The sequence below is a fragment of the Parvibaculum indicum genome (genome assembly GCF_011762095.1).
Taxonomy (GTDB): Bacteria; Pseudomonadota; Alphaproteobacteria; order Parvibaculales; family Parvibaculaceae; genus Parvibaculum; species Parvibaculum indicum.
Map to the genome: position 1 here is coordinate 381814 of NZ_JAASQO010000001.1, position 25764 is coordinate 407577.

Below are 25764 nucleotides of genomic sequence, written 5' to 3' on the forward strand. Positions count from 1 at the left end.
TTGATTACCAGCGATAATGCGAGAAAGCGCGGTTGGCTTCCGCCATGCGGTGCGTGTCTTCACGCTTCTTCACCGCGGCACCGCGATTGTTGGCCGCATCGAGCAATTCGCCCGACAGGCGGTCGACCATGGTCGTTTCGTTGCGCGCCCGGGCCGCGGCGATGATCCAGCGGATCGCCAGCGCACGGCGGCGCTCCGGACGAACCTCGACCGGGACCTGATAGGTCGCACCGCCCACACGGCGGGAGCGCACTTCGATTGCGGGCATCACGTTTTCGAGCGCTTCATGGAAAGTACGAAGCGGATCGACGCCGGCCTTGTCCTGCATCTTGTCGAACGCCCCGTAGATGATGCGTTCGGTAACGGACTTCTTGCCGTCATACATCAGGCTGTTCATGAATTTGGCGAGAACCAAATCACCGAATTTGGCGTCCGGGATGACTTCCCGCTTTTCTGCGCGATGGCGACGAGACATCTCTAGATCCTCTTACTTCGGACGCTTCGCGCCATATTTCGAACGGCGCTGGCGGCGATCCTTGACACCCTGCGTATCGAGCACGCCACGGATGATGTGGTAGCGAACGCCCGGCAAGTCCTTCACGCGGCCGCCACGGATCATCACCACGGAGTGTTCCTGGAGATTGTGGCCCTCGCCCGGGATATAGCCGGTCACTTCGTAACCGTTGGTCAGGCGAATACGCGCGACCTTACGAAGGGCCGAGTTCGGCTTCTTCGGGGTCGTCGTATAAACGCGCGTGCACACGCCTCGCTTCTGCGGGCAAGCCTGCATCGCCGGTACTTTGTTCCGCTTCACCTGCGGCTTGCGCGGATTGCGGATTAGCTGGTTGACTGTGGGCATTCGTCTTTTCGCCTGTCGACCTTGATTGTCCAAAACAAAAACGTCGCACAGCCCCTTTTCGTATCGAAATGGGCTGAGCGCGCTGCGGAACACGAGGCCGTTTTCGGCCCTCATGTCCCAGAATGCAGAGGACCCCGGAACCCGGGATCATGCGCCATTCCTCGTATTCGGTTTACCGGCCTCAGTGTCTAGATCGGCCTTGAGACGGCGCCTGTTTCGGCTGCCTTCGGGCCCAGTGCTCTACTACCTGAAGCGAAAGTGCGCGGAAGTTACTTCCGGCCCCTGCCCCCGTCAACCCCAACCTTAACGAAATGCCCAGATTTCTGCCGTCCGGAGAGCATCGAGGGCAAAATCCGGAAAATATCGCTCCCGCGTCCGCTCGGGAGCTGAAAAATCACTCTCAAACCTGTATCCGGCGGGCGCCGGACGGGTGTTTTCAGGGGGAATCGTTGGCTCCCGAGTCAGAATCGCACCCCAGCCGGCGGCCCATGACGCGGAAAATGACCGGATTCGCACACAGCTCGGCGAATCCCTCCGCCGCCCGCCGGTCGGCAAGTCGGCCGAAATCGGCCAGGAGGTCCAGACAAATGAAGATGGTACGGACCTGCGATTTGTAGAAAGCATCGGGGCTCCCGCCGCAATTCGTGACGGACACCTTGACGGGAACCGGCCAGTCCATCAGCCCGTCCAGCCGGTCTGCGATACGGTCGAAAAGTCGGCTCCGCCTCAGGATCTCATAAACATGCCGGTTATCCGGGCCAACCGGCTTGTCGTATTGCATCGAGAGCATCGGCAGTCGCGCGCCCCGCCTCTTCGCCACCTCCGGCGCACGCCTGTGCTGACTGTACAGCCACTCCACCGCGCGCTTGGCCCGGGCAAACTCCCGGTCGCAGAACCAGCCTCGCTCCACAGGCAGGAGCTTCGTATCGAGCGAGAGGGAGAGCAAATCCTGATTAGCCCCCATGGCGAGGCAGTTGATGTTGTAGAAACGCACGATGGAGAGCGGGTGTTCGTCCCAATAGGGCTTCAGCTCCGTCGCCCGTCCCCTGGCTTCCCACTCCTGATGCCACTCGGCCGAAACCATCAGTAGCCGGTCGACGCCGCTCGGCCGGCTCTGCACGTCGTAATTGAGGACCATGAGCACGGTCGCCAACGTATCGGCGGCTTCCTCCTCCCGGCTGAAGAGCGGCACGTCGAAAACATCGAAGGCCGCATGACCGAACTCATGCAGCAGGGTGAACTCCGCATTCGCAAGGACATATTCGGTCCGCAAAATGTCCAGTTCATCCTTATCGAGCGGTCGCGCCGACGCCGGAACGGCGGCCAATGGCAGAGCCAGGCAAAATGCCAGAAGCGATCGGATGACTTGCCCGAACATGCCTGAAATATCCTCGTGAAAGAAAAAGGGCCGCGCGGTAGTCCCGCGCGGCCCGTTTCCCGGATCGTCGGAGACGGCCTCAGATCACTTCTTCGCCGGTCGGCTCAGGAGAGATCTCGCTGGCCACCACTTCATCGCCGCCCTGGGCTTCGAGAAGTTCGGCGTCGCGCTTGCCGGCCTCACCCCGCAGGCGCTGCAGCATACCGCCCGTGCCCGCCGGAATGAGACGGCCCACGATGACGTTTTCCTTCAGGCCCATCAGCTCGTCCGCCTTGCCGGCGACTGCGGCTTCGGTGAGCACCCGGGTCGTCTCCTGGAAGGAGGCGGCCGAGATGAAGGAACGCGTCTGCAGGCTGGCCTTGGTGATGCCGAGCAGCACCGGGCTCGCCACCGCGGGCCGCTTCCCTTCCGCCTCGAGACGCTCGTTCATCTGATCGAACTCGATACGGTCCATCTGCTCGCCTGACAGCGTGCTGGACTCGCCCGGATCGGTGACTTCCACCTTCTGGAGCATGTTGCGAACAATCACTTCGATGTGTTTGTCGTTGATGCCCACGCCCTGCAGGCGGTAGACGTCCTGGATCTCGTTCACCAGATAGGCCGCCAGCTCCTCGACACCCGAAATCGCCAGGATGTCGTGGGGGGCCGGATGGCCGTCCAGAATGAACTCGCCCTTCTCGATGATGTCGCCTTCCTGAATGGCAATATGCTTGCCCTTCGGGATCAGATACTCGACAGGCTCCATGCTCTCGTCGGACGGATGCACGATGATGCGGCGCTTGTTCTTGTAGTCCTTGCCGAACTCGACGCGGCCCGTGACCTCCGAAATGATCGCGTGATCTTTCGGACGGCGCGCCTCGAAGAGCTCCGCCACGCGCGGCAGACCACCCGTGATGTCGCGCGTCTTGGCGCCTTCGGTCGGGATACGCGCCAGCACGTCGCCGGCATGGATCTTGGAACCGTTTTCGACCGACAAAATGGCATCCACCGAAAGCAGGTAACGGGCTTCATTGCCGTTGGCCAGCGTACGGATCTCGCCATTCTCATCGCGAATGACCATGGCCGGACGAAGTTCATTGCCCTTCGGCGCGGCACGCCAATCGACCACGACGCGGCTCGAAATACCCGTCGCCTCGTCCGCCACTTCGCGGATCGAAACGCCTTCGATGAGGTCCTCGAACTCCACCGTGCCGTCGACTTCGGTCAGCAGCGGCATGGTATAGGGATCCCACTCCGCGATGCGTTGACCGCGCTCGACCTTGTCGCCATCGTCCACGCGCAGGCGCGAACCATAGACGAGCTTGTGCGAGGCGCGTTCCGTCCCGTGTTCGTCGATCACCTGCACCTGCACGTTGCGGCCCATCACCACGAGCTGACCGGTGGAATCCGTCACGATGTTCCGGTTCGCAATGCGTACCGTACCTTCATGATTGGACTCCACATAGGAGTTGTCGGCCACCTGCGCCGTACCACCGATATGGAAGGTACGCATGGTGAGCTGGGTGCCCGGCTCGCCGATCGACTGGGCTGCGATCACACCGACCGCCTCGCCCATATTGACCGGCGTACCGCGCGCAAGGTCGCGGCCGTAACAGGCGCCGCAAACGCCACCGCGGGTTTCGCAGGTCAGAACCGAACGAATGCGGATAGACTGGATATTCGCTTCCTCGATCCGGTCCACATCGGCTTCTTCGATGAGGTGGTTCTTCGGAACGATCACTTCGCCCGTTGCCGGGTTCGTCACTTCGTCGGCCGTGGTACGGCCAAGGACGCGCGCGCCCAGCGAAACGATCACGTCGCCGGACTCGATCACGGCCTGAACCGTGATGCCCGCATCCGTACCGCAATCCTCCTCGGTAATGATCGAGTCCTGCGCCACGTCCACCAGACGGCGGGTCAGGTAACCCGAGTTCGCCGTCTTGAGCGCGGTATCGGCAAGGCCCTTACGCGCACCATGGGTCGAGTTGAAGTACTCGAGAACGGTGAGGCCTTCCTTGAAGTTCGAGATGATCGGCGTCTCGATGATTTCGCCAGACGGCTTGGCCATCAGGCCACGCATGCCGGCAAGCTGCTTCATCTGGGCGGGCGAACCGCGCGCGCCGGAGTGAGCCATCATGTAGATCGAGTTGATGGGCTTCTCGCGCTTGGTCTCCTCGTCGATCTGAACGGCGGAGATCTTCTGCATCATCACATCGGCGACGCGGTCGGTGCACTTGGCCCAGGCATCGACCACCTTGTTGTACTTTTCGCCCTGCGTGATGAGGCCGTCGATATATTGCTGCTCGTATTCGGTCGCGAGCTTCTTGGTCTCCTCGACCAGCGCTTCCTTCTCGTCAGGGATGACCATGTCGTCCTTGCCGAAGGAAATACCGGCCTTGAAAGCCTGACGGAAACCGAGCGCCATGATCTGGTCGCAGAAGATGACCGTCTCCTTCTGGCCGGTGTGGCGATAGACCACATCGATCATGTTGGAGATGTCCTTCTTCGTGAGCAGACGGTTCACGAGATCGAACGGCACGTTGGGATGCTTGGGCAGACGTTCGCCCACCATCATGCGGCCCGGGGTCGTGTCCACGACTTCCCAGACGAGCTCGCCATCCTCGTTCTTCGTCTGGCGGCGCGCCTTCACCTTGGCGTGCAACGTGACGGCCTTGTTCTCCAGCGCATACTCGATTTCCGACAGGGAACCGAAGACCATGCCCTCGCCCGGTTCGTTCTCTTTCTGCTGCGTCACGTAATAGAGGCCGAGAACGATATCCTGAGACGGCACGATGATCGGCTGACCGTTCGCCGGATGCAGGATGTTGTTCGTCGACATCATCAACACACGGGCTTCAAGCTGGGCTTCGAGCGACAGCGGCACGTGAACGGCCATCTGGTCGCCGTCGAAGTCGGCGTTGAAGGCCGCGCAGACCAGCGGATGAAGCTGGATCGCCTTGCCTTCGATGAGGGTCGGCTCGAACGCCTGGATACCGAGGCGATGAAGCGTCGGCGCACGGTTGAGCAGCACCGGATGTTCGCGGATCACCTCTTCGAGGATATCCCAGACCTCCGGGCGCTCCTTCTCCACAAGCTTCTTGGCCTGCTTCACCGTCGCCGAAAGACCCTTGGCCTCCAGACGCGAATAGATGAAGGGCTTGAACAGCTCGAGCGCCATCTTCTTGGGCAGGCCGCACTGATGGAGCTTCAGCTCCGGACCCACCACGATCACCGAACGGCCGGAATAGTCCACACGCTTGCCGAGCAGGTTCTGGCGGAAACGGCCCTGCTTGCCCTTCAGCATGTCGGCGAGAGACTTCAGCGGACGCTTGTTGGCGCCCGTGATGACGCGGCCGCGCCGACCATTATCGAACAGCGCATCGACGGATTCCTGAAGCATGCGCTTTTCGTTACGGATGATGATATCCGGCGCGCGCAGCTCCATCAGCCGCTTCAGACGATTGTTGCGGTTGATGACGCGACGATAGAGGTCGTTGAGATCCGACGTCGCGAAGCGGCCGCCATCCAGCGGCACCAGCGGACGAAGCTCCGGCGGAATGACCGGAACGACCGTCATGATCATCCACTCGGGACGATTGCCGGATTCGAGGAAGGCCTCGATGATCTTCAGACGCTTGGCGAGCTTCTTCGGCTTCAGCTCGGTGGTCGCCTCGGCAATTTCCACGCGCAGATCGGCCGCGGTCTTTTCAAGGTCGAGACCGATCAGGATTTCGCGGATCGCTTCAGCGCCGATACCCGCCGTGAAGCTGTCTTCGCCATACTGCTCCTGGGCGTCGATATACTCCTCTTCCGTCAGGAGCTGACGCTCCTTGAGCGGCGTGAGGCCCGGCTCCAGAACGATGTAGTTCTCGAAATAGAGAACCCGTTCCAGATCCTTCAGCGTCATGTCGAGAAGCAGGCCGATGCGGCTCGGCAGCGACTTCAGGAACCAGATATGCGCCACGGGAGCGGCAAGCTCGATATGGCCCATCCGCTCGCGGCGAACCTTCGAGAGCGTCACTTCCACGCCGCACTTTTCGCAGATGATGCCCTTGTACTTCATCCTCTTGTACTTGCCGCACAGGCACTCATAGTCCTTGATCGGACCGAAGATGCGCGCGCAGAAGAGGCCGTCGCGTTCCGGCTTGAACGTACGGTAGTTGATTGTCTCGGGCTTTTTGATCTCGCCGTAAGACCAGGACAGGATCCGTTCCGGGCTCGCGATAGAGATCTTCAACTGGTCGAAGGTCTGCGTGGGCGCCGTCGGATTGAAAATGTTCATGACCTCTTGGTTCATGAGACGTCTCCTGAGCTTTGGCCGCCAGGCCAACGGGGGTGATTTTCGCGGATGGTGGGGCCTTCCTTCCGCCTACCCCGTATTTCGATACCCATAATTCCCTTCCGCGCGTTTCGCGGGAAGACGGCGGCGCGCCCGTCATGGGCGCACCGCCTTTCGTCCTGATCGTCAGCTTGCCTGAGAGGCGGCAAGCTCCACATTGAGGCCGAGCGAACGCATTTCCTTCACGAGCACGTTGAAGCTCTCCGGAATACCGGCTTCGAACGTGTCGTCGCCGCGCACGATGGCCTCATAGACCTTGGTACGGCCCGCCACGTCGTCCGACTTCACAGTCAGCATTTCCTGCAGCGTATAGGCCGCTCCGTAAGCCTCGAGCGCCCACACTTCCATTTCGCCGAAGCGCTGGCCGCCGAACTGGGCCTTGCCGCCCAGCGGCTGCTGGGTCACCAGGCTGTACGGGCCGATGGAACGGGCATGGATCTTGTCGTCCACAAGGTGATGAAGCTTCAGCATGTAGATGTAGCCAACCGTCACCCGGCGGTCGAACGGTTCGCCCGTGCGTCCGTCGTGAAGCTGTTCCTGACCGGAGCGGTCGATGCCCGCCTTCTCCAGCATCTCACAGATGTCTTCCTCGTGAGCGCCATCGAAGACCGGCGTCGCCATCGGCACGCCATTGGTCAGGTTGCCCGCCATTTCGATCAGCTGATCGTCGTCGAGCGAAGCCACGGTCGCGTCGTCACCATAGATCGTGTTGACGGTCGACTTGAGCTCGTCGAGCTTGCCTTCACGCTGATAGGTCTGAAGCGCCGTGTCGATCTTCCGACCAAGGCCCGCACAGGCCCAGCCCAGATGGGTTTCCAGGATCTGACCGACATTCATGCGGCTCGGCACGCCGAGCGGGTTCAGCACGATGTCGACCGGCGTCCCGTCTTCCAGATACGGCATGTCTTCCATGGGCACGATCTTGGAAATCACGCCCTTGTTGCCGTGACGGCCGGCCATCTTGTCGCCGGGCTGCAGCTTGCGCTTCACCGCGACGAACACCTTCACCATCTTCATGACGCCCGGCGGCAGCTCGTCGCCGCGCTGCAGCTTGTCCACCTTGTCGGCGAAACGGGCTTCGAGACGCTCCTTGCCGTCGTCATACTGCTTCTTCAGCGCTTCGAGTTCGGCCTGCGCCTTCTCGTTGCCAAGGGCGATCTGCCACCACTGGCCGCGGGAAAGATCGTCCAGCATCTGCTGGGTGATCTTGGCGCCTTCCTCGATGCCGTTTGGTCCGCTCGCCGCCTGCTTGCCGACGAGAATATCGGCCAGACGCGCATAGACGTTGCGGTCCAGGATCGCGAATTCGTCGTCGCGGTCCTTGGCAAGGCGTTCGATCTCTTCGCGCTCGATCGCCATGGCGCGCTCGTCCTTGTCGATGCCGTGGCGGTTGAACACACGGACCTCGACGACCGTACCGGCAACGCCGGGCGGCAGACGCAGCGACGTGTCGCGAACGTCGGACGCCTTTTCGCCGAAGATGGCACGCAGAAGTTTTTCTTCCGGCGTCATCGGGCTCTCGCCCTTCGGCGTGATCTTGCCGACCAGAATATCGCCCGGATGCACTTCCGCGCCGATATAGACGATACCCGCCTCGTCGAGGTTCTTCAGCGCCTCTTCACCCACATTCGGAATGTCGCGGGTGATTTCCTCCGGGCCCAGCTTCGTGTCGCGCGCCATCACTTCGAATTCCTCGATATGGATCGAAGTGAAGACGTCGTCGCGCACGATGCGCTCGGAGATGAGGATGGAGTCCTCGAAGTTGTAGCCGTTCCACGGCATGAACGCGACGAGCACGTTCCGGCCGAGGGCCAGATCGCCAAGCTCCGTGGACGGACCGTCGGCAATGATATCGCCCTTGGCCACCTGATCGCCCACACGCACCAGCGGACGCTGGTTGATGCAGGTGTTCTGGTTCGACCTCTGGAACTTGCGCAGATTGTAGATGTCGACGCCCGACTTGGAGGAGTCGACCTCTTCGGTCGCACGGATGACGATACGCTCCGCATCCACCTGGTCGATGATGCCGGCGCGGCGGGCGCTGATTGCAGCACCACTGTCACGCGCCACGACCTCTTCCATGCCGGTGCCGACAAGCGGCGCCTCGGCACGAATGAGCGGCACAGCCTGACGCTGCATGTTCGAGCCCATGAGAGCGCGGTTGGCGTCGTCGTTTTCCAGGAACGGAATGAGCGCCGCGGCCACCGACACGATCTGCTTCGGCGACACGTCGACGAGGTCGACCTGTTCCGGCGGCACCATCTCGAAATCGCCGTCGACGCGGCAGTTCACCAGTTCGCCCTGGATCTCGCCCTTGTCGCTGACTTCGATATTCGCCTGCGCGACGCGGTAGCGGCTCTCTTCCATGGCGGAGAGATAGACGACCTCATCGGTCATCGTGCCTTCCTTCACGCGGCGATACGGGCTTTCGATGAAGCCGTATTTGTTCACGCGCGCGAAAGTCGCCAGCGAGTTGATGAGACCGATATTCGGACCTTCCGGCGTCTCGATCGGGCAGATACGGCCGTAATGCGTCGGATGCACGTCGCGCACCTCGAAGCCCGCCCGCTCGCGCGTAAGACCGCCCGGGCCAAGCGCCGAAAGACGGCGCTTATGCGTGATTTCCGAAAGCGGGTTCGTCTGATCCATGAACTGCGAAAGCTGCGAGGAACCGAAGAACTCGCGCACGGCGGCCGCGGCGGGCTTCGCATTGATCAGGTCATGCGGCATGACGGTGTCGATATCGACGGACGACATACGCTCCTTGATCGCACGTTCCATGCGCAGCAGGCCGACGCGATACTGGTTTTCCATCAGTTCGCCGACCGAACGCACGCGGCGGTTGCCGAGATTGTCGATGTCGTCGATCTCGCCCCTGCCGTCGCGCAGGCCGACCAGCGTCTTGATGACCGCCAGAATGTCTTCCTTGCGCAGCACGCGCACCGTGTCCTCGGCATCGAGGTTCAGGCGCATGTTCATCTTCACGCGGCCGACAGCGGAAAGGTCGTAGCGCTCGGAATCGAAGAACAGGCTGCCGAACAGCGCTTCGGCCGTTTCCGGCGTCGGCGGCTCGCCCGGACGCATCACGCGATAGATGTCGATCAGCGCCTGATCGCGATTGGTGCACTTGTCGAGCGCCAGCGTGTTGCGGATGAACGGCCCCGTCGACACATTGTCGATGTCGAGCGTGCTGATTTCCTTGTAGCCGCCCTCGAGAAGCTGCTCGAGGAGCTCCGGCGTGATTTCGTCGCCGGCTTCGGCGTAGATCTCGCCGGTTTCCGTGTTGACGATTTCCTCGCCGAGGAAGCGGCCGAACAGATCCTCATCCTGCAGGAGAAGCTCCTGAAGGCCTTCTTCGGCGAGCTTGCGCGCCAGGCGCGGCGTCACCTTCTTGCCGGCCTCGACCACGGCCTTGCCGGTCTTGGCGTCGATGAGGTCGCGCTCCGGCTTCGCACCGCGCCAGCGTTCCGCATCGAACGGCACACGCCAGCCATCCTTGCTCTTGGTGAAGGGCACGGTGTTATAGAAGGTCGACAGGATTTCTTCCGAATCGAGACCGAGCGCATAAAGCAGCGTCGTCACCGGCAGTTTGCGGCGGCGGTCGATGCGCACATAAACGATGTCCTTCGCGTCGAACTCGAAGTCGAGCCACGAACCGCGATAGGGAATGACGCGCGCAGCGAAGAGGAGCTTACCGCTCGAATGCGTCTTGCCCTTGTCATGGTCGAAGAACACGCCGGGGCTGCGATGCATCTGCGAGACGATGACGCGCTCCGTGCCGTTGACCACGAAAGTGCCGTTCTCGGTCATGAACGGCATGTCGCCCATATAGACATCCTGTTCCTTGATGTCCTTGACCGATTTCGCACCCGTATCTTCATCGACTTCGAACACGATGAGGCGCAGCGTCACCTTCAGCGGCGCGGCGAAGGTCATGCCGCGCTGCTGGCATTCCTCGACATCGTATTTGGGCTGCTCGAATTCATAGCGCACGAATTCGAGGGTCGCCGTTTCCGAAAAATCGCTGATCGGGAAGACCGACTTGAAAACAGCCTGAAGGCCCTGCTCTTCGCGGCCACCTTCCAGCTCCTCTACCTGCAGGAACTGGTCATAGGAATACTTCTGAACCTCGATGAGGTTCGGCATGGCGGCCACTTGGGGGATGCGGCCGAATGTCTTGCGAACTCGCTTGCGACCCGTGAAGGACTGCGTCATATGTGCTCCTCGCAACGCTCTGTCTAAGAACGGCGGCCGGGCGTTTTGTCCGGAAGAAGGGCCGCCCGGTCTCATGCCCTTCTCTCCCGGTATCTCCGGTAGTCCTCGCGCCAATATCCCGTTTCAAGGGGCGGCCGCTGAGGGATCGGCCGGGACGGAAGCCGAAGCTCCGTCCCGGACCGCGTAGTCGTAAGGTCTTACTTGAGTTCGACCTTGGCGCCGGCGCCTTCGAGCTGCGCCTTGAGCTTTTCGGCTTCTTCCTTTTCCACACCTTCCTTGATGGGCTTCGGAGCGCCTTCCACCATGTCCTTGGCTTCCTTGAGGCCAAGGCCGGTGATCGCACGGACTTCCTTGATCACGTTGATCTTCTTGTCGCCCGCGTCGGCCAGGATCACGTCGAACTCGCTCTGTTCGGCAGCGGCTTCGCCACCCGCGGCGGCACCACCGGCAGCTGCGACGGCAACCGGCGCAGCGGCGGAGACGCCCCACTTCTCTTCGAGCATCTTGGAAAGCTCGGCGGCTTCCAGGACGGTCAGGTTCGACAGGTCTTCAACAATCTTTTCCAGATCAGCCATTTTTCAATCTCTCTTGGATTCGGTTGGTTTCGATTTCACCGGATCGGCCTCAGGCCGCTTCGTCCTTGGTGGCATAGGCATTCAGCACGCGTGCGAGCTGGCCGGCAGGCGCCTGAACGACACCGGCAATACGCGTGGCGGGCGTGTTGATCATGCCCACGATCTTGGCGCGCAGCTCATCCAGCGACGGCATGTCAGCAAGCTGCTTCACGCCGTCCGCGTCCAGTACGGTCTCGCCCATCGCGCCGCCCAGGATCACCAGCTTCTGGTTTTCCTTGGCGAACTTGGCCGCAATCTTGGGTGCTGCGACCGGATCGTCCGAATAGGCAATGGCCGTCGGCCCCGTGAAGAGATCGGAGATCCCTGCCATCGGGGTGCCATCAAGAGCGAGCTTGGCGAGCCTGTTCTTCGTTACCTTGAACGAGGCCCCCACCTCACCCATGCGTGAACGGAGGTCTGTGATCTCCGTCACGGTGAGGCCGGTGTAGTGGGCAACGACAACCACGCCGGTCGTGCTGAACACGCCATTGAGCTGCGTTACGAGCTCGGATTTTTCCGCTCTATCCACTTAAGCTCTCTCCTTCGCGCACAACCCCTGTGCGCTTGGGGACGGTTACCCGTCTTTGGCAAATGCCGTGCGTCGCTTCGGTTCGGCAGCCAAGCCGCACCTCCGCATCACACGGCGCTCACTTGCCTGTCCCGGGCTCCAACCGATCCCGAAGACCGGACCATGCCGACCTTCAAAACCGTTTCAGCTCCCGTCTGTGCCGGCCGCCTCTTAACTGGCGCTTAGCCGTCATCCCGAAAGGGGATCGGGCACCTGCAGTCTCGGACAGGTAAACGGACGATGGCGCAGCCACCCCGGTTCACCATCAGGTAAAGCCAGAGTGCCTGCGTCCCGTCCGTTTCAACCGTCCGCGGACTCCGAGAGCCCTGCGGACGGAAACTCGTTACCGGCCTCAGGCCGGCTGCAGCGCCGTCGCCGTGTCGACCTTGACCCCGGGGCCCATGGTCGAGCTGATCGCGATGCGCTTGATATACGTGCCCTTGGCGCCTGTCGGCTTGGCCTTGTTCACGGCATCGACCAGGGCGCGGATATTTCCAGCGATCTGGTCTTCGGTGAAGCTCGCCTTGCCGACGCCGGCATGCACGATACCGGCCTTCTCGACGCGGAATTCCACGGCGCCGCCCTTGGCGGCCTTCACGGCTTCCTCGACATCCGGCGTTACCGTACCGACCTTCGGGTTCGGCATCAGGCCGCGCGGACCCAGCACCTTACCCAGACGGCCGACCAGCGGCATCATGTCCGGCGTCGCAATGCAGCGATCGAAGTCGATCTTGCCGCCCTGAACTTCCTCGGCGAGATCTTCCGCGCCGACGACATCGGCACCCGCGGCCTTGGCCGCCTCCGCCTTGTCGCCCTTGGCGAAAACCGCCACACGAACGGAACGGCCGGAACCGTTCGGCAGCGTCACCACACCGCGGACCATCTGGTCGGCATGGCGGGGATCGACGCCGAGCGCGATGGCCACTTCCACCGTCTCGTCGAATTTCGCGCCGGCCTTCGACTTGACGAGCTTCACAGCTTCGTCGAGCGAATAGGTCGCCTTGCGGTCGATGCCCTCACGGGCGTTCTCGATGCGTTTTCCTGCTTTCGCCATGGCCTTACTCCGTCACCTGAAGGCCCATGGAACGGGCGGAACCGGCAATGATCTTCGTCGCCTGATCGAGATCGTTGGCGTTGAGATCCTTCATCTTCTGTTCTGCGATTTCGCGGCACTGCGCCATCGTGACGGTGCCTGCGCTGTCGCGGCCCGGCGTCTTGGAACCGGACTTGATCTTCGCTGCCTTCTTCAGGAAGAAGGAGGCGGGCGGGGTCTTCATCTCGAACGTGAAAGAGCGGTCCGAATAAGCGGTGATGATCACCGGAATCGGCATGCCCTGCTCCATCTGCTGGGATTCCGCGTTGAACGCCTTGCAGAATTCCATGATGTTCAGACCACGCTGACCGAGCGCGGGACCGATCGGCGGCGAAGGATTCGCCTGTCCGGCCGGCACCTGCAACTTGATGTAGCCTTCGATTTTCTTAGCCATCTCTATCCCCTTCCGGCACCTGCCGGATCTGTGGGTTAGTGGTTCATCGGTCCGGGCCGGCTATTGCATACCGGCCCTCGCCTCCCACACACGACAACAGGCGGAAAAGCCCTAGAGCTTCTCGACCTGCGAATATTCGAGCTCCACCGGCGTGGCGCGCCCGAAAATCGACACGGCAACCTTGAGCCGCGCCTTTTCCTCGTCGACTTCCTCGACGAAACCGTTGAACGAGGCGAAAGGTCCATCCGCGACGCGCACCTGCTCGCCGATCTCGAACGTGATCGACGGCTTGGGACGCTCCACGCCTTCCTGCACCTGATGCAGGATGCGATCGACTTCCGCCTGGCTGATGGGCATCGGCTTGTTGTCCGCGCCCAGGAAACCCGTCACCTTCGGCGTTTCCTTGACCAGATGATAGGTCTGGTCCGTCAGCTCCATCTTCACCAGCACATAGCCGGGAAAGAATTTGCGTTCCGCATTTATCTTTCGCCCGCGCCGCATCTCGACGACCTCTTCGGTCGGCACGAGAATCTCCTCGAACTCGTCGGCAAGCCCGTGCTGCTCCGCCTGCTCGCGGAGCGCCTCGGCCACCTTCTTCTCGAAGTTCGAGTAGGCGTGAACGATGTACCAGCGTTTGGCCATGGGCCCCTATTGCCTCAACTGCCGCCAAGCCCGAGCACGAAAGATACGCCCATGCTCAGCACCTGATCGGCTAGAAAGAAGAAAACCGTCGCAAACGCCACCATAATGAACACCATGACGGTCGTGATCACGGTTTCCCGGCGCGTCGGCCAGGTCACTTTCATGACCTCCGAACGAACCTGCTGCAAAAATTGGAGCGGATTGGTCTTCGCCATTCCTGCCTAAATCCTCTATTGCGCGCCTGACCGGACTGCGCCGGCCATCCTGTCCTTCTGCCGGGTCCGACCGGGTTTTCCTGACCCCGCCACCCGACTGCCGGCGCTGGCAGGAGTGGAGGGGCTCGAACCCCCAACCCCCGGTTTTGGAGACCGGTGCTCTACCAGTTGAGCTACACTCCTAGGCGCGCCCTGCAGCACCTGAACCTTTAAATCCGGTCCAGAACCTTACGAGACGCCAAAGCCCTCCGCGGTTCCCCGCGAAGGGCCGGTTCCAGGATCACTCGATGATCTTGGAGACGACGCCGGCGCCGACGGTACGGCCGCCTTCGCGGATGGCGAAGCGCAGCTTCTCTTCCATCGCGATCGGCGCGATCAGCTGCACCACCATCTTCACATTGTCGCCCGGCATGACCATCTCGGTCCCTTCCGGAAGCGTCACAACACCCGTCACATCCGTCGTCCGGAAGTAGAACTGCGGACGATAGTTCGTGAAGAACGGCGTATGACGACCGCCTTCGTCCTTCGTCAGGATGTAGGCTTCAGCCTCGAAGCGCGTATGCGGCGTGATCGAGCCCGGCTGGCAAAGAACCTGGCCGCGCTCAACGTCCTCGCGCTTCGTACCGCGAAGCAGAACGCCCACATTGTCGCCCGCCTCGCCCTGGTCCAGAAGCTTGCGGAACATCTCGACGCCCGTGCAGGTCGTCTTCTGCGTGTCCTTGATGCCCACGATCTCAAGCTCGTCGCCGACCTTCACGATACCGCGCTCAACGCGGCCCGTCACAACCGTGCCGCGGCCCGAGATCGAGAACACGTCCTCGATCGGCATCAGGAACGGCTGGTCAACCGGACGCTCCGGCTGCGGGATGTACTCGTCCACCGCCCGCATCAGCTCCAGGATCGCTTCCGCGCCGATCTTCGGATCGCCGCCCTCAAGCGCCACAAGCGCGGAGCCCTTGATGATCGGGATTTCGTCGCCCGGGAACTCGTAAGCCGAGAGAAGCTCGCGGATTTCCATTTCGACGAGCTCGAGAAGCTCCTCGTCGTCGACCTGGTCCACCTTGTTCATGAACACCACAAGCGCCGGCACGCCGACCTGGCGCGCAAGAAGGATATGCTCGCGCGTCTGCGGCATCGGGCCGTCCGCCGCCGAAACCACCAGGATCGCGCCGTCCATCTGCGCCGCGCCCGTGATCATGTTCTTCACATAGTCCGCATGGCCGGGGCAGTCCACATGCGCGTAGTGACGGTTCTCCGTCTCGTACTCAACATGCGACGTCGAAATCGTGATCCCGCGCGCCTTCTCTTCAGGCGCCTTGTCGATCGCGTCATACGCCGAAAACGTCGCCCCGCCCGTCTCGGCCAGAACCTTCGTAATCGCCGCCGTCAGCGTCGTCTTGCCGTGGTCAACATGACCAACCGTTCCGATATTGCAGTGCGGCTTGCTGCGCTCAAATTTCTCTTTAGCCATCGGCTCACGTCACCTTCAGTTGATCGATCAGTCCATAGCCGCCGGAAGACCCGGCGCGTCGAACTCTTCCACTTTTCCTTCGCCGCCACGACAACCGGCGTCGAAACACTCTGGAGCGGGTGAAGGGAATCGAACCCTCGTCGTAAGCTTGGAAGGCTTCTGCTCTACCATTGAGCTACACCCGCCCGAATCCTGATGCCCCTTGATCGAGGCCGCTCCTGTCCCGCATGAGGCGCTTCGGGGGCTGCCGGTCACGGCGCTCTACCCTCAGAGCCGGCGCGCGAGCCACGCCACATCTATATATCCGTCGGTGGTGGAGGGGGTTGGATTCGAACCAACGTAGGCATAGCCAGCGGATTTACAGTCCGCCCCCTTTAGCCACTCGGGCACCCCTCCGTTCTCCGACGAGATATGTCCGATGCTAAATCTCTTGAAATCCCAATGAGTTCGCGCGTTTCTTTCGAGCACCGCCAGCTTGCGCCCGGGCGGCTTTATTGAGCTTTGCCGGGCTTGTGTCAACAGAAATCCCGCAGAAAAGCTGGCGTGACCGTTGAGTTATCCCGCTTGGCAAATGCTGAAACGCCTCCGCAGCGTCTTCTGTCCAGCTTTTCAGCCAACCGAAGGCACTGATGCAGAGGCGATTGCAAGAGCCTGAGTGGCGCAATATAAGCGCGCCTATGAGCAGGCGCAAGCAATCCCGGAAGCAAAATCGGCCCGATTCGTCCTCCCGAAGGGCCAGCGAGGCCGATTCTTCTCCCCGCGCGCCCCGTCCCGATCGGTCCGCTCCTCCCAAAAGGCGTCAAAGGGGCGGCTCTCAGGGGGCGTCCCCGGATGAAAACTGGCTATACGGCTTCCACGCCGTGCTGGCGGCGCTGGAAAACCCGGCCCGCAGCCCCAAACGCCTCCTTCTGACAAAAAACGCCAGCGCCGAACTTCACCGCCAGGGGCGCGCCGCCCTGCCGCTGACGCCCGAACCGGCCTCCGGCGAGGAGATCGCCTTCCTTCTGCCGCCCGGGGCCGTTCATCAGGGAATAACCCTGCAGGCAAGCCCTCTGCCCGATTACGACCTGCCGGAGGCCAGCGAAGAGGCGCGCAGTGTCGTGATCCTCGACCAGGTGACCGATCCGCATAATTTCGGGGCCATCCTGCGCTCTGCAGCCGTTTTCGGCGCCACAGCCCTCGTGACGACGGCCCGCCATTCCCCGCCTCTGGGCGGCGTCCTCGCCAAGGCCGCCTCCGGCGCGCTCGAGAAGGTGAAAATCGCCCGGGTTCCCAATCTCGCCCGGGCGATGGAAGAATTGCAGGATCTCGGTTTCGAGCTGATCGGCCTCGACGGCGATGCCGACGCCACCCTCCCCGCCCTCGACCTCGGCGAGCGGGTCGGCCTCGTGCTGGGCGCGGAGGGCGCCGGCCTCAGACGCCTCACACGGGAACATTGCGACCTGCTGGCGAAACTTCCCGCCTCCGGCGACATGCGCAGCCTCAACGTCTCCAACGCCGCCGCCGTCGCCCTCTACGAACTTTTCCGCCGCACCCTGTAACTTCCATGAAATGCGCGAAACGGGCCTCGATTCCCGCCTTGCCCGGCCCGACGCCCGCCACTATCTTGCGCGCAGATTGCCGGCTTAGCTCAGTTGGTAGAGCACCTGATTTGTAATCAGGGGGTCGCGGGTTCGAATCCTGCAGCCGGCACCAGCCCGCCCTGAAAGCCTTTCAGAGTAGGCCCCTGTCAATAAGCATCCGCCGCATCTGCTGCCCCACCGCTTCGGGCGAATATCGCTCGATCATCGTCTGCCGCCCCCGCATTCCCTTCAGCCGGGCGGCTTCCGGATCGTCCACGATTTCCCGCAAGGCACGCCCCGCATCCTCGATATCGGGCTCCGCCCAAACCTGCCCCTTCCAGTCGACATAACTGTCCGGCTCCAGCGGGACGAGCCGATATGCAACCGGATAGCCGGTTTCTTCATCGACGAAATCCGTGGTCGAGGAAAAATCGGTAGAGACCACAGGCTTGCCCGCCGCCATCGCCTCTGCCGGCCCGAAGCCGAACCCCTCCGAACGATGCAGCGAAATAAACGCATCGCATGACATCACGAGACGATCCATTTCCTCGCGCGTCAGCGTCCTGTCGATCACCTCGATCCGCGGGTCCTGACGGGCCGCCTCGAGGAGCCATCGGCGGCGTCCGTCATCGTTACCTCCCCTGACTTTCACGCTGAGGCGGACATCCTGTCGCCCGCCGGCAAAGGCACTGGTGAACGCCCTGACGGGGCCTTCCGGGTTTTTCCGGGAGGCAAAGGAATCGAAGTCCATATAGGCTAGGAACCTGAACAGTCCGGCCTCCTCATGCGGCTGTAGCAGGGGGATACGCACGGGCTGTGGCAGGACGAAGACGGGCGCGTCGCAAGATTTGGCAAACGCATCGGCGACGAAATTGGACGGCGCCCAAACCTCGTCATAGGCACTCACCAAGTGACTTGTGCCCTCCGGCAAGCTGCCCAGCTCCCAGAAAGGGTAGAGAATATCCGTTCGCCCCGGGTTGATCTTGCCCATATAGCGAAAGAAGTTGACCGCATCGAAGACATGAATGCTCGCCTGCCGATCGGTCGCCAGCCCGCACTTCGTGTGAAACTCTCCGTCATAGGCCGTTTTCGATGTTGGGCGGGCATCGTAAAGCGAGAGCGGAATACGCGCCGCATCTGCGGCATAGCTCAGATTTCGCGCAGCCTGGCCGAGCCCGATGACCGACTGCAAATGCCCGATTAGACAAATCCCCGGGTAAAATGGCGGCCCGCCATTCATGCGTATACGGAATTCCTTCATCCGCCCTGCCAGACCGTCCCGCTCTTTCCGCGGCAATTCCGAAATGATCTCCAGCGGGCTTTGACCGAGATTTGCTCCAAAGCCGAAGGCGCCGGTCAACTCGGGCACAAACCATGCCGAAGGCAAGCGGCCTTCCTTCCATCCCTGAAACAAATAGTGATGAAGAGGATCGACCCCCGCCTGCCGCACATCCGAATAGACCCGGAGATACCACTCGCTGTCGAAAAGGCCGGATTGCAGCATCCAGTTCCTTGTCTCATCCGGGACCGGGGAATATTTGCTCCGACGCTTTTTCAGAGGTCGCGTCCAACGGCTGATCGTCCCCGCAAGCGGAAAAGATCGCCTCGGCGTTCCATATCGCCCTTTCCCGTCGCTACGGGACTTCCATAACCCACCGCCCTCGGGGGAAGGGACAATCAGTTCGGCGGGCCGCACGGATTGGAAACGGGAGAGAAAATCATCGAGCGGGCACGGACCGGAAAGGCCATCGACCGTCAGATCGCCGCGTCCGAGCGCGACAAAGCCTTCATCCCCCTCGGCCTCGACGGCAACCGGCCCGACTGTCCCGTCTCCATCTTCGAGCGCAGCTGACAGACGCGCAAAACAGGCCGCGTCGAACCGTTTTCCCGCCTTCACGGCGCAAGCATAATCTCCGCGCCAATCTGCAAGACGCTTCGCCCCCGCATCGCTGTCCGCCACATGACTGCAGCCGCGAAGCGTCCGGCAAAGAATCTCGCATGACGGATCGACCCGCCCTTCCGGAGACCCCAGCAGAAAGACTTCAATGTTACGAAAGGTCTGGCTTTCGAGAGAACGAAGCGTATCCGAAATGTCTTCCGACGCTGCGTCGCGCACATCCACGAAAATGGAGAAAAGAAACGGAGAAAGAGAATAAGAGCCATGCTTTTTCAACGGCAGCCATTCATCTCGACCCATTCCCGGTTTTCCCCTCATCCGCTCCCGGCACGGATTTTTTGATCGCTTTACCCGTTCTCACAAAAATGGAGGCGGCCTCGGCGGCGCCTCCATTCTACTTCGAAACAAATTTTATCGATAGACGCAAACTGCCTTTTGTCCACCGTCGAAACGGGTTCGTCCCCCGGAGATTACTCCGTCGAGCAAGGATATTTCGACGCCAGCGCACGGGCGGAAAGTTCAAGCGCCGGCTTGTCCAGAAGGTCGGGGTGCTCTTCGGCATAACCGACGGCGAGCTTTGCGAACTCGTCGAACCGGATCAATTGGGGCGGCTCGAAACAGACGGTCTCGTCTTCATTCGGACCGAGGCGATGGACTTCGAAAGGCGCACCCGGCTCGCGCCCATTATTGACGGCGCTGACCAGCCCCACTGCATAGCTCTTGCAGGACGCCGACCCCACCACGTCATCGACATTCGCCTCGCCTTTCAAAAACGACTTGCAGGACTGCACCAGTTCCGCGCCGGCTTCCACGCGCGACGCCGCGGCCTGAGCCGGGGCCGACAGGCTGGCGCCCACCGCAAGCAGGAATGCGGCGACGGCCGGGACAACGAGATATTTCATCTGGGCTCCTCCTTTGGATGATCGACGCGTTTCTTGTTCAATGTCGGCTGACGCATCGTGCGTTTCAATGTGCCATGAGATGAACATTCGGCAATTTGCGTCAGATCAATCTCCGCTTCGCACCGATGCCGTGCGGGCGCCGGCCGCCTGCGCCGCCCTGGCTTTCTCGTCGTTTTCGGTGATCTGGCGCCCCAGCGCGAGATAGGTCGGAATCTCGTCGTCGGCGAGCGGCTTCATCGCCTGCTTCCGCTTCATCGCCGCCTCGATATAGGGCGCAAGTTCTTCCATCTTGCGGCGTTCGCGCTCTTCTTCTTCCGCCTTGAACTCAGGCATCACCTTTTCGGCGAAAAGTTCCATCGCCTCGCAAATATGCCGGTGACGGTTCTTCCCGCCCTGCTGGATGAAGATCACCTGATCGACGCCCGCGTCGCGGAAGCCTTTCAAATGCTCCCGCACCTGATCCGGCGTCCCGATGCCGCGATTGGCTCCCTCTTCGGGAATATTGTCTCGCGCGGCTTCGAAATTCGCCCAGATGTCCGTCCGGCCCGGCTTGTGTTCGCCGAAGATGTAATGATGGCCGAGCCCGTAGCTGAAGAAGCGGAACCCATCCATGCCGCGACGCTTGGCCTCTTCCTCGTCCTCATGCACGGAAAAGCCCGTCACCATGGCAATGTTCGGGTTCACATTATGGCCGATGGGCACGCATTCTTCCTTGAAGATGCGGTAATAGTCGTCGACCCATTTTTTCGCCTCTTCGGTATCGACGAAAGCGAAAGTGAGAGCCCCGATGCCTAGCCGCGCGGCGAGCTTGATTGTCTCGCGGTTGGAGCAGGCGACCCAGATCGGCGGGTGCGGCCGTTGCACCGGCTTCGGCACCACGTTCCGGCAAGGCATGGAGAAATACTTCCCCTCGAAGCCCGGATAAGGGTCCATCGCCATCATGTTGGCGCATTGCTCCACGCCCTCGCGCCACATATCGCGCTTCTCGGACGGCTCGATGCCGAAACCGCCCAGTTCCATGATGGAGGAACTTTCGCCCGTGCCCCATTCCACACGACCATTGGAGACGAGATCGAGCATGCCGATCCGCTCCGCCACGCGGGCCGGGTGATTGTATTTGGGCGGCATCAGCACGATGCCGTGCCCGAGACGAATATTCTTTGTACGTTGCGAACAGGCCGCGAGAAACACTTCCGGCGCAGAGGAGTGCGAATACTCCTCCAGAAAATGGTGTTCCACTTCCCACGCATAATCGATGCCGAGCCTGTCGGCGAGCTCCACCTGATCGAGCGCTTCCTGAATGAGCTTCTGCTCGTCGCCTTGCGCCCAGGGCCGCGGCAATTGATGTTCGTAAAAGATCCCGAACTTCATCGGACTCTCCTCCCCTGTTTCGATTTCCCGCCGCTCAGGCCGCGCGCGCCTTCGTCTCGAGCGCTTCGAATTCGGCGAAGAGTTTGCGGCCTTCCGGCGTCGCTTCCAGCCGCGCCCCGATCGCGTCATGCGTTTGTTGTCGGGAGAAATCGGCCTGGGTCACGGCATGCCACTCCACCATGCCCTCCCAGATCGGATCGATGAGATCCTTGCCCTTCACCGTGCCGCCATCGACGGCCTTGAAGGTGAAGCTGCGCATCTCCGAAATCGTCGTCTGCAGATAACCGACATGGATGGCCTCGTCGACACGGATGCGCTCGACCATCTCCGCCGCCATTTCCGCATCGGCGCGGCGATCGGTGAAAAGTTCCGGATCCCGCATGATCTCGCAACAGAAGCTGAAGAAACTCTCCGCCCGCACCTCGATCATCAGCACATTCATCAGCAGAAGGATGAGCTGCTCGAACCCTTCCGGAAGCTGCGGCATGAGCCGCCCCTGATCCGGCCGCCCGATGCTTTCCGGCACCTCCGGAATGGGATAGGCATCCGCCCCGAAAAGAAGGTCGCGCGCGGCAAACCACATCGCGTCATGCGCGCCATATTCCGGGTGATCCGGATCGCCGCCCTCATCCGCGCCATGGGCGTAGAGAAGCCCCTTGTGCAGATGGCCGGCGCAGGTCTGCGAAATATCGTCTGCGATGATCTGCTGAAAGTCGGGGGCCTGCAGGTCGCACAATGCACGGCCCCGCGCCTCGATGATTCCGGTAATGGTGAGCGAGTTCCACAGGCTCTCCCCATACCCGTTTTTCAGGAGAAGTCGCTGCTGCTCGATGCTCGGATAATTGCCGCGCTTCAGGAGCTGCACGCTCGCATCGATAAGCGGCCAGCCGCTTTTCGTCAGTTGCTCCTGCCAGGCATGAACCGCGGGCCAGCGATGGAGCGTCCGCGGCGAGAGATAGCTGCCATCGGCCGCGATCCCGCCATGCAACAGATAACCCGCCGCTTCATGCGGCCTGGCCGCCTCATGCGACGCCATCAATTCGTCGCGGCTGTAAGTAAGCTTTGCCATCCTCCGGTTCCTCCCTGTGGCAATTCATTTTATTTCGGCAGCGCTACCTCGCCTCCAGTGCGCGCACGACGACCTTGGTCGTCTGATCGATGACGCGGTCATAGGGTATCTTGTTTCGATAGGCGTAGGCGCCGCCTTGCTTCACCGCGCCGAGAATGAGATAGCCGGCAAACTTGCTGTCGACGTCGGCGGCGGCCTCGCCCGCTTCCTTCCAGCGGTCGATCACGCCGGCCCAGCTATCCGCCCAGCGATCCGCCGGCATCTTGCGCCCCATATCGCCCGTGGAAAGCACGGCGATATCGGTGAGCGCCGCGCCCAGCACCGCCGGATTGGCTTCCGAGTATTCGAAGATCGCCTTCAGGATTTCCCGCACGCCTTCTTCCAGCGAATGGGCCTCGGCCAAGTGCTTTTCGAGAAAGAGTTCCAGCTCCCCCGCCGCCTCCTCGGTGAAAGCGAGAAAGCAATCCAGCTTGTCCTCGAAATGAAGATAGAACGTGCCATGCCCGACACCGGCGGCCTTGGAAATATCCTGCGGCCGCGTCTCGTGATAGCCGCGCTCGACAAAGAGCTTCCGCGCCGCCGCCAGCAATTTGCGGCGGCTCTCCTGCTTGCGTCGAACCGCGGCCGTCACAGGCTTGCTGTCTTCGTCTGCCTTGTCGGCCTGCGTCGCTTCGGCAACGTCTTCACCGACACCTGATGTCGTTTCCTCATGCGTCATGGGGAACAGGCTTGGCCTAAAATGACATTTTGTCAATTAGGCCAAGTCCGTTTCGCTGACATTTTTGTATGTGCACTGCAACAAGTTAGCAGTAGGCGCGGGGGTTACTCCGCCGCCTTCGCCCCGCCGGCCTGAATGATTTCCCAGAGTTTGAGCGGGGTCACCGGCATGTCGATCGCCTCCACCCCATAGGGCTTCAGCGCATCGATGATCGCATTGATGAAGGCCGCCGGCGCACCGACCGTGCCCGCCTCGCCCGCGCCCTTCACGCCCAGCGCATTGGAACGGGAGGGAATCTCGTTCCAGCTGATGTCGAAACTCGGCATATCGTCGGCGCGCGGCATCCAGTAATCCATGAAGGAACCGGTCATGAGCTGCCCGTTCTCGTCATACTTGGCGAGTTCGCCCATGGCCTGACCGAGCCCCTGCGCGATACCGCCATGCACCTGCCCCGCCACGATGAGCGGGTTCAGGATCTGGCCGAAATCGTCGACCGCCGTGAATTTGACGATGCGGTAGCGGCCCGTATCCGCGTCGATCTCCACCTCGCAGATATGCGCACCGTTCGGGAAGGTATTTTCCTTCTGGCTGTACTCGCCATCGCCCGAGAGTTCGCCAAGATCGGCCTGCGTGCTCGCCTTGCGTGCGACATCGAACAGGTCGATGGACTTGTCCGTGCCGGCCACCGCGAAGACCGGCTCGCCATATTCGCCGCGATACTCGATATCAGCCTTGGCCGCTTCCAGCTCGTTGGCTGCAATCTCCCGGCCCTTGTCGATAAGATCGTCGGATGCGCTGGAGATCGCGCCGGAGACCATATAGACGGCCTTGGAGCCGCCCGTGCCCGCGCCGCCCGGCAGCACGTCGGAATCGCCGAGATGGATTTTCACCTTCTCCGCATCGAGGCCGAGACGTTGGCAGATGAGCTGCGTCCAGACGGTCTCGTGCCCCTGCCCGTTGGTCTGCTGCCCCGTCCAGACATGAACCGTTCCCGCCTCCGGGTCGACGGCGACACGCGCATAATCGGACATACCCGCCGCCGTGCGCTCGACATAATAGCTGATGCCGATACCGCGCAGCTTGCCCTCGCTTGCGGCCTGCGCGCGGCGCGCTTCGAAGCCGTCATACTCGGAATGCGCCAGCGCATCGCTCAGATTGCGGTCGAAATCGCCGGAGTCGAAGGGCAGCACCGGCTTCTGGTCGATCGGCATCATGTCGGAGGGTACGAAATTGCGGCGGCGAAGCTCCGCGGGCGCCACGCCGAACTCCTTCGCAGCCTTTTCCATCAGGCGTTCGATCACATAGGAGGCCTCCGGCCGCCCCGCCCCGCGATAGGCATCGACCGGCGTCGTGTTCGTATAGACGGCGCGGACGCGATTATAGAGCGCCGGCACCATATAGACGCCCACATGCATACCGCGCGGCGCCAATGTGGGGATGAACGGACCGAACTGTCCCTGATAGGCGCCGAGATTGGCGATCGTCTCCACCCGCAGCCCGAGGATCTTGCCGTCGGCATCGAGCGCGATCTCGGCTTCCGTCACATGGTCGCGCCCCTGCGTATCGGTGATGAAGCTGTCGGAACGGTCCGCCACCCATTTCACCGGACGACCGAGCTGCTTGGCGGCGAACAGCACCAGCGGATATTCCGCATAGTTGAAGGTCTTCATGCCGAAACCGCCGCCCACATCGTCGCTGACGACGCGAAGCTGCGTCGGGTCGATACCGAGCGAATAGCTGGCGATGAAATTGCGAAGCCCGTGCACGCCCTGGCAGCCGGTATAAAGCGTGTAATGGTCGCGCGAGGCATCGTATTCGCCCAGCGCCGCGCGCGGCTCCATCGCATTGACGACGATCCGGTTGTTGATAAGACGCAGCTTCGTCACATGATGCGCCTTGTCGAACCCTTCATTCACCGCCGCTTCGTCGCCCAGATCCCAGTCATAGGCGATATTGCTGCCATTCTCTTCCCAGATGACCGGCGAAGACGGATCCGCCGCTCCTTCCGTATCGGCAACTGCCGGCAGATCGTCATAATCGACCATGATGAATTCGGCCGCGTCGCGCGCCTGGTCCGGCGTCTCGGCGACGACAACCGCCACGGTATCGCCCACATAGCGCACACGGTCCTGCGCAATGAGATGGCGCGTCGTCTTGTAGATGTCCGAACCGTCGCGGTTCTTGATCATGTCGGCCGCGGGGCTGCCGATGATCCCCAGCCCCGCCGCTTTCGCATCCTCGCCGGTATAGATGGCGAGTACGCCGGGCGCGGCTTTCGCATCCTCCGTGTCGATATTGCCGATTTTCGCATGGGCGTAGGGCGAACGGACCATAAAGGCGTAGGCCTGCCCTTCCAGCGATATGTCGCCCGTATAGCGGCCATGCCCGGTAACGAGGCGCTCATCCTCGACACGCTGCACCGACTGCCCGACACCGAACTTGACCATGGGAAACCCTCTCGAACGAAGACGCATTGGA

General features: G+C 61.7%; 20 protein-coding genes and 4 tRNA genes. 3 read left to right on the forward strand and 21 right to left on the reverse strand.

The window, feature by feature from the left end:
- Positions 1–4 precede the first annotated feature (4 nt).
- From rpsG to FHS78_RS02020, 15 genes are all read right to left on the reverse strand, one after another.
- Positions 5–475: a 30S ribosomal protein S7 gene (gene rpsG / locus FHS78_RS01950; RefSeq protein ID WP_167089724.1), complete on the reverse strand. Its 471-nt coding sequence runs from the start codon at positions 473–475 to the stop codon at positions 5–7.
- A gap of 12 nt (positions 476–487) precedes the next feature.
- Positions 488–859 (reverse strand): 30S ribosomal protein S12, encoded by a 372-nt coding sequence (gene rpsL, locus FHS78_RS01955; protein WP_167089964.1) that lies wholly within the window; start codon positions 857–859, stop codon positions 488–490.
- A 436-nt stretch (positions 860–1295) separates the two neighbouring features.
- The gene (locus FHS78_RS01960; protein WP_167089726.1) at positions 1296–2237 is read right to left on the reverse strand and encodes a DUF4344 domain-containing metallopeptidase; all 942 of its coding nucleotides are present in this window, start codon (positions 2235–2237) and stop codon (positions 1296–1298) included.
- A 79-nt stretch (positions 2238–2316) separates the two neighbouring features.
- Positions 2317–6513, reverse strand: a complete 4197-nt coding sequence (gene rpoC, locus FHS78_RS01965; protein WP_167089728.1) for a DNA-directed RNA polymerase subunit beta' — start codon at positions 6511–6513, stop codon at positions 2317–2319.
- A gap of 168 nt (positions 6514–6681) precedes the next feature.
- Positions 6682–10770, reverse strand: coding sequence for a DNA-directed RNA polymerase subunit beta (rpoB, locus tag FHS78_RS01970; protein ID WP_167089730.1), 4089 nt, complete (start codon positions 10768–10770; stop codon positions 6682–6684).
- Between the two features lie 197 nt (positions 10771–10967).
- Positions 10968–11345, reverse strand: coding sequence for a 50S ribosomal protein L7/L12 (rplL, locus tag FHS78_RS01975; RefSeq protein WP_167089732.1), 378 nt, complete (start codon positions 11343–11345; stop codon positions 10968–10970).
- A 49-nt stretch (positions 11346–11394) separates the two neighbouring features.
- The gene (gene rplJ, locus FHS78_RS01980) at positions 11395–11913 is read right to left on the reverse strand and encodes a 50S ribosomal protein L10 (protein ID WP_167089734.1); all 519 of its coding nucleotides are present in this window, start codon (positions 11911–11913) and stop codon (positions 11395–11397) included.
- 391 nt (positions 11914–12304) lie between these two features.
- Positions 12305–13006 (reverse strand): 50S ribosomal protein L1, encoded by a 702-nt coding sequence (rplA, locus tag FHS78_RS01985; protein ID WP_167089736.1) that lies wholly within the window; start codon positions 13004–13006, stop codon positions 12305–12307.
- Positions 13007–13010: 4 nt separating this feature from the next.
- Positions 13011–13439, reverse strand: a complete 429-nt coding sequence (gene rplK, locus FHS78_RS01990; RefSeq protein WP_167089738.1) for a 50S ribosomal protein L11 — start codon at positions 13437–13439, stop codon at positions 13011–13013.
- A gap of 111 nt (positions 13440–13550) precedes the next feature.
- The gene (gene nusG, locus FHS78_RS01995; protein WP_167089740.1) at positions 13551–14081 is read right to left on the reverse strand and encodes a transcription termination/antitermination protein NusG; all 531 of its coding nucleotides are present in this window, start codon (positions 14079–14081) and stop codon (positions 13551–13553) included.
- Positions 14082–14095: 14 nt separating this feature from the next.
- Positions 14096–14296, reverse strand: a complete 201-nt coding sequence (gene secE, locus FHS78_RS02000; protein ID WP_167089742.1) for a preprotein translocase subunit SecE — start codon at positions 14294–14296, stop codon at positions 14096–14098.
- A gap of 107 nt (positions 14297–14403) precedes the next feature.
- Positions 14404–14479, reverse strand: a tRNA-Trp gene (locus FHS78_RS02005).
- Between the two features lie 97 nt (positions 14480–14576).
- Entirely contained in the window at positions 14577–15767 is a 1191-nt protein-coding gene (tuf, locus tag FHS78_RS02010) for an elongation factor Tu (RefSeq protein WP_167089719.1), read from the reverse strand.
- A 111-nt stretch (positions 15768–15878) separates the two neighbouring features.
- Positions 15879–15952: transfer RNA gene (locus FHS78_RS02015), tRNA-Gly, on the reverse strand.
- A gap of 126 nt (positions 15953–16078) precedes the next feature.
- Positions 16079–16163: transfer RNA gene (locus FHS78_RS02020), tRNA-Tyr, on the reverse strand.
- Between the two features lie 464 nt (positions 16164–16627).
- On the opposite strand from FHS78_RS02020, the gene FHS78_RS02025 reads away from it, so the two are divergent.
- The gene (locus tag FHS78_RS02025) at positions 16628–17308 is read left to right on the forward strand and encodes a TrmH family RNA methyltransferase (RefSeq protein ID WP_425500279.1); all 681 of its coding nucleotides are present in this window, start codon (positions 16628–16630) and stop codon (positions 17306–17308) included.
- 78 nt (positions 17309–17386) lie between these two features.
- Positions 17387–17462 (forward strand) — tRNA-Thr (locus tag FHS78_RS02030).
- A gap of 18 nt (positions 17463–17480) precedes the next feature.
- On the opposite strand, the gene FHS78_RS02035 is transcribed toward FHS78_RS02030, so the two are convergent.
- A complete protein-coding gene (locus FHS78_RS02035; RefSeq protein WP_167089746.1) occupies positions 17481–18833 on the reverse strand; it encodes a glycosyltransferase family 4 protein in 1353 nt (450 codons plus the stop codon).
- Positions 18834–19028: 195 nt separating this feature from the next.
- On the opposite strand from FHS78_RS02035, the gene FHS78_RS02040 reads away from it, so the two are divergent.
- The gene (locus tag FHS78_RS02040) at positions 19029–19181 is read left to right on the forward strand and encodes a hypothetical protein (RefSeq protein ID WP_167089748.1); all 153 of its coding nucleotides are present in this window, start codon (positions 19029–19031) and stop codon (positions 19179–19181) included.
- Positions 19182–19696: 515 nt separating this feature from the next.
- Here FHS78_RS02040 and FHS78_RS02045 read toward each other — a convergent pair.
- The 5 genes from FHS78_RS02045 to FHS78_RS02065 form a co-directional block, all read right to left on the reverse strand.
- Entirely contained in the window at positions 19697–20128 is a 432-nt protein-coding gene (locus tag FHS78_RS02045; protein WP_167089750.1) for a Rap1a/Tai family immunity protein, read from the reverse strand.
- A gap of 105 nt (positions 20129–20233) precedes the next feature.
- Positions 20234–21499: an LLM class flavin-dependent oxidoreductase gene (locus FHS78_RS02050; RefSeq protein ID WP_167089752.1), complete on the reverse strand. Its 1266-nt coding sequence runs from the start codon at positions 21497–21499 to the stop codon at positions 20234–20236.
- 34 nt (positions 21500–21533) lie between these two features.
- The gene (locus tag FHS78_RS02055; protein ID WP_167089754.1) at positions 21534–22568 is read right to left on the reverse strand and encodes a hypothetical protein; all 1035 of its coding nucleotides are present in this window, start codon (positions 22566–22568) and stop codon (positions 21534–21536) included.
- 43 nt (positions 22569–22611) lie between these two features.
- Entirely contained in the window at positions 22612–23286 is a 675-nt protein-coding gene (locus tag FHS78_RS02060) for a TetR/AcrR family transcriptional regulator (protein ID WP_167089756.1), read from the reverse strand.
- Between the two features lie 104 nt (positions 23287–23390).
- Positions 23391–25733, reverse strand: a complete 2343-nt coding sequence (locus FHS78_RS02065) for a xanthine dehydrogenase family protein molybdopterin-binding subunit (protein ID WP_167089758.1) — start codon at positions 25731–25733, stop codon at positions 23391–23393.
- Between the last annotated feature and the right edge of the window lie 31 nt (positions 25734–25764).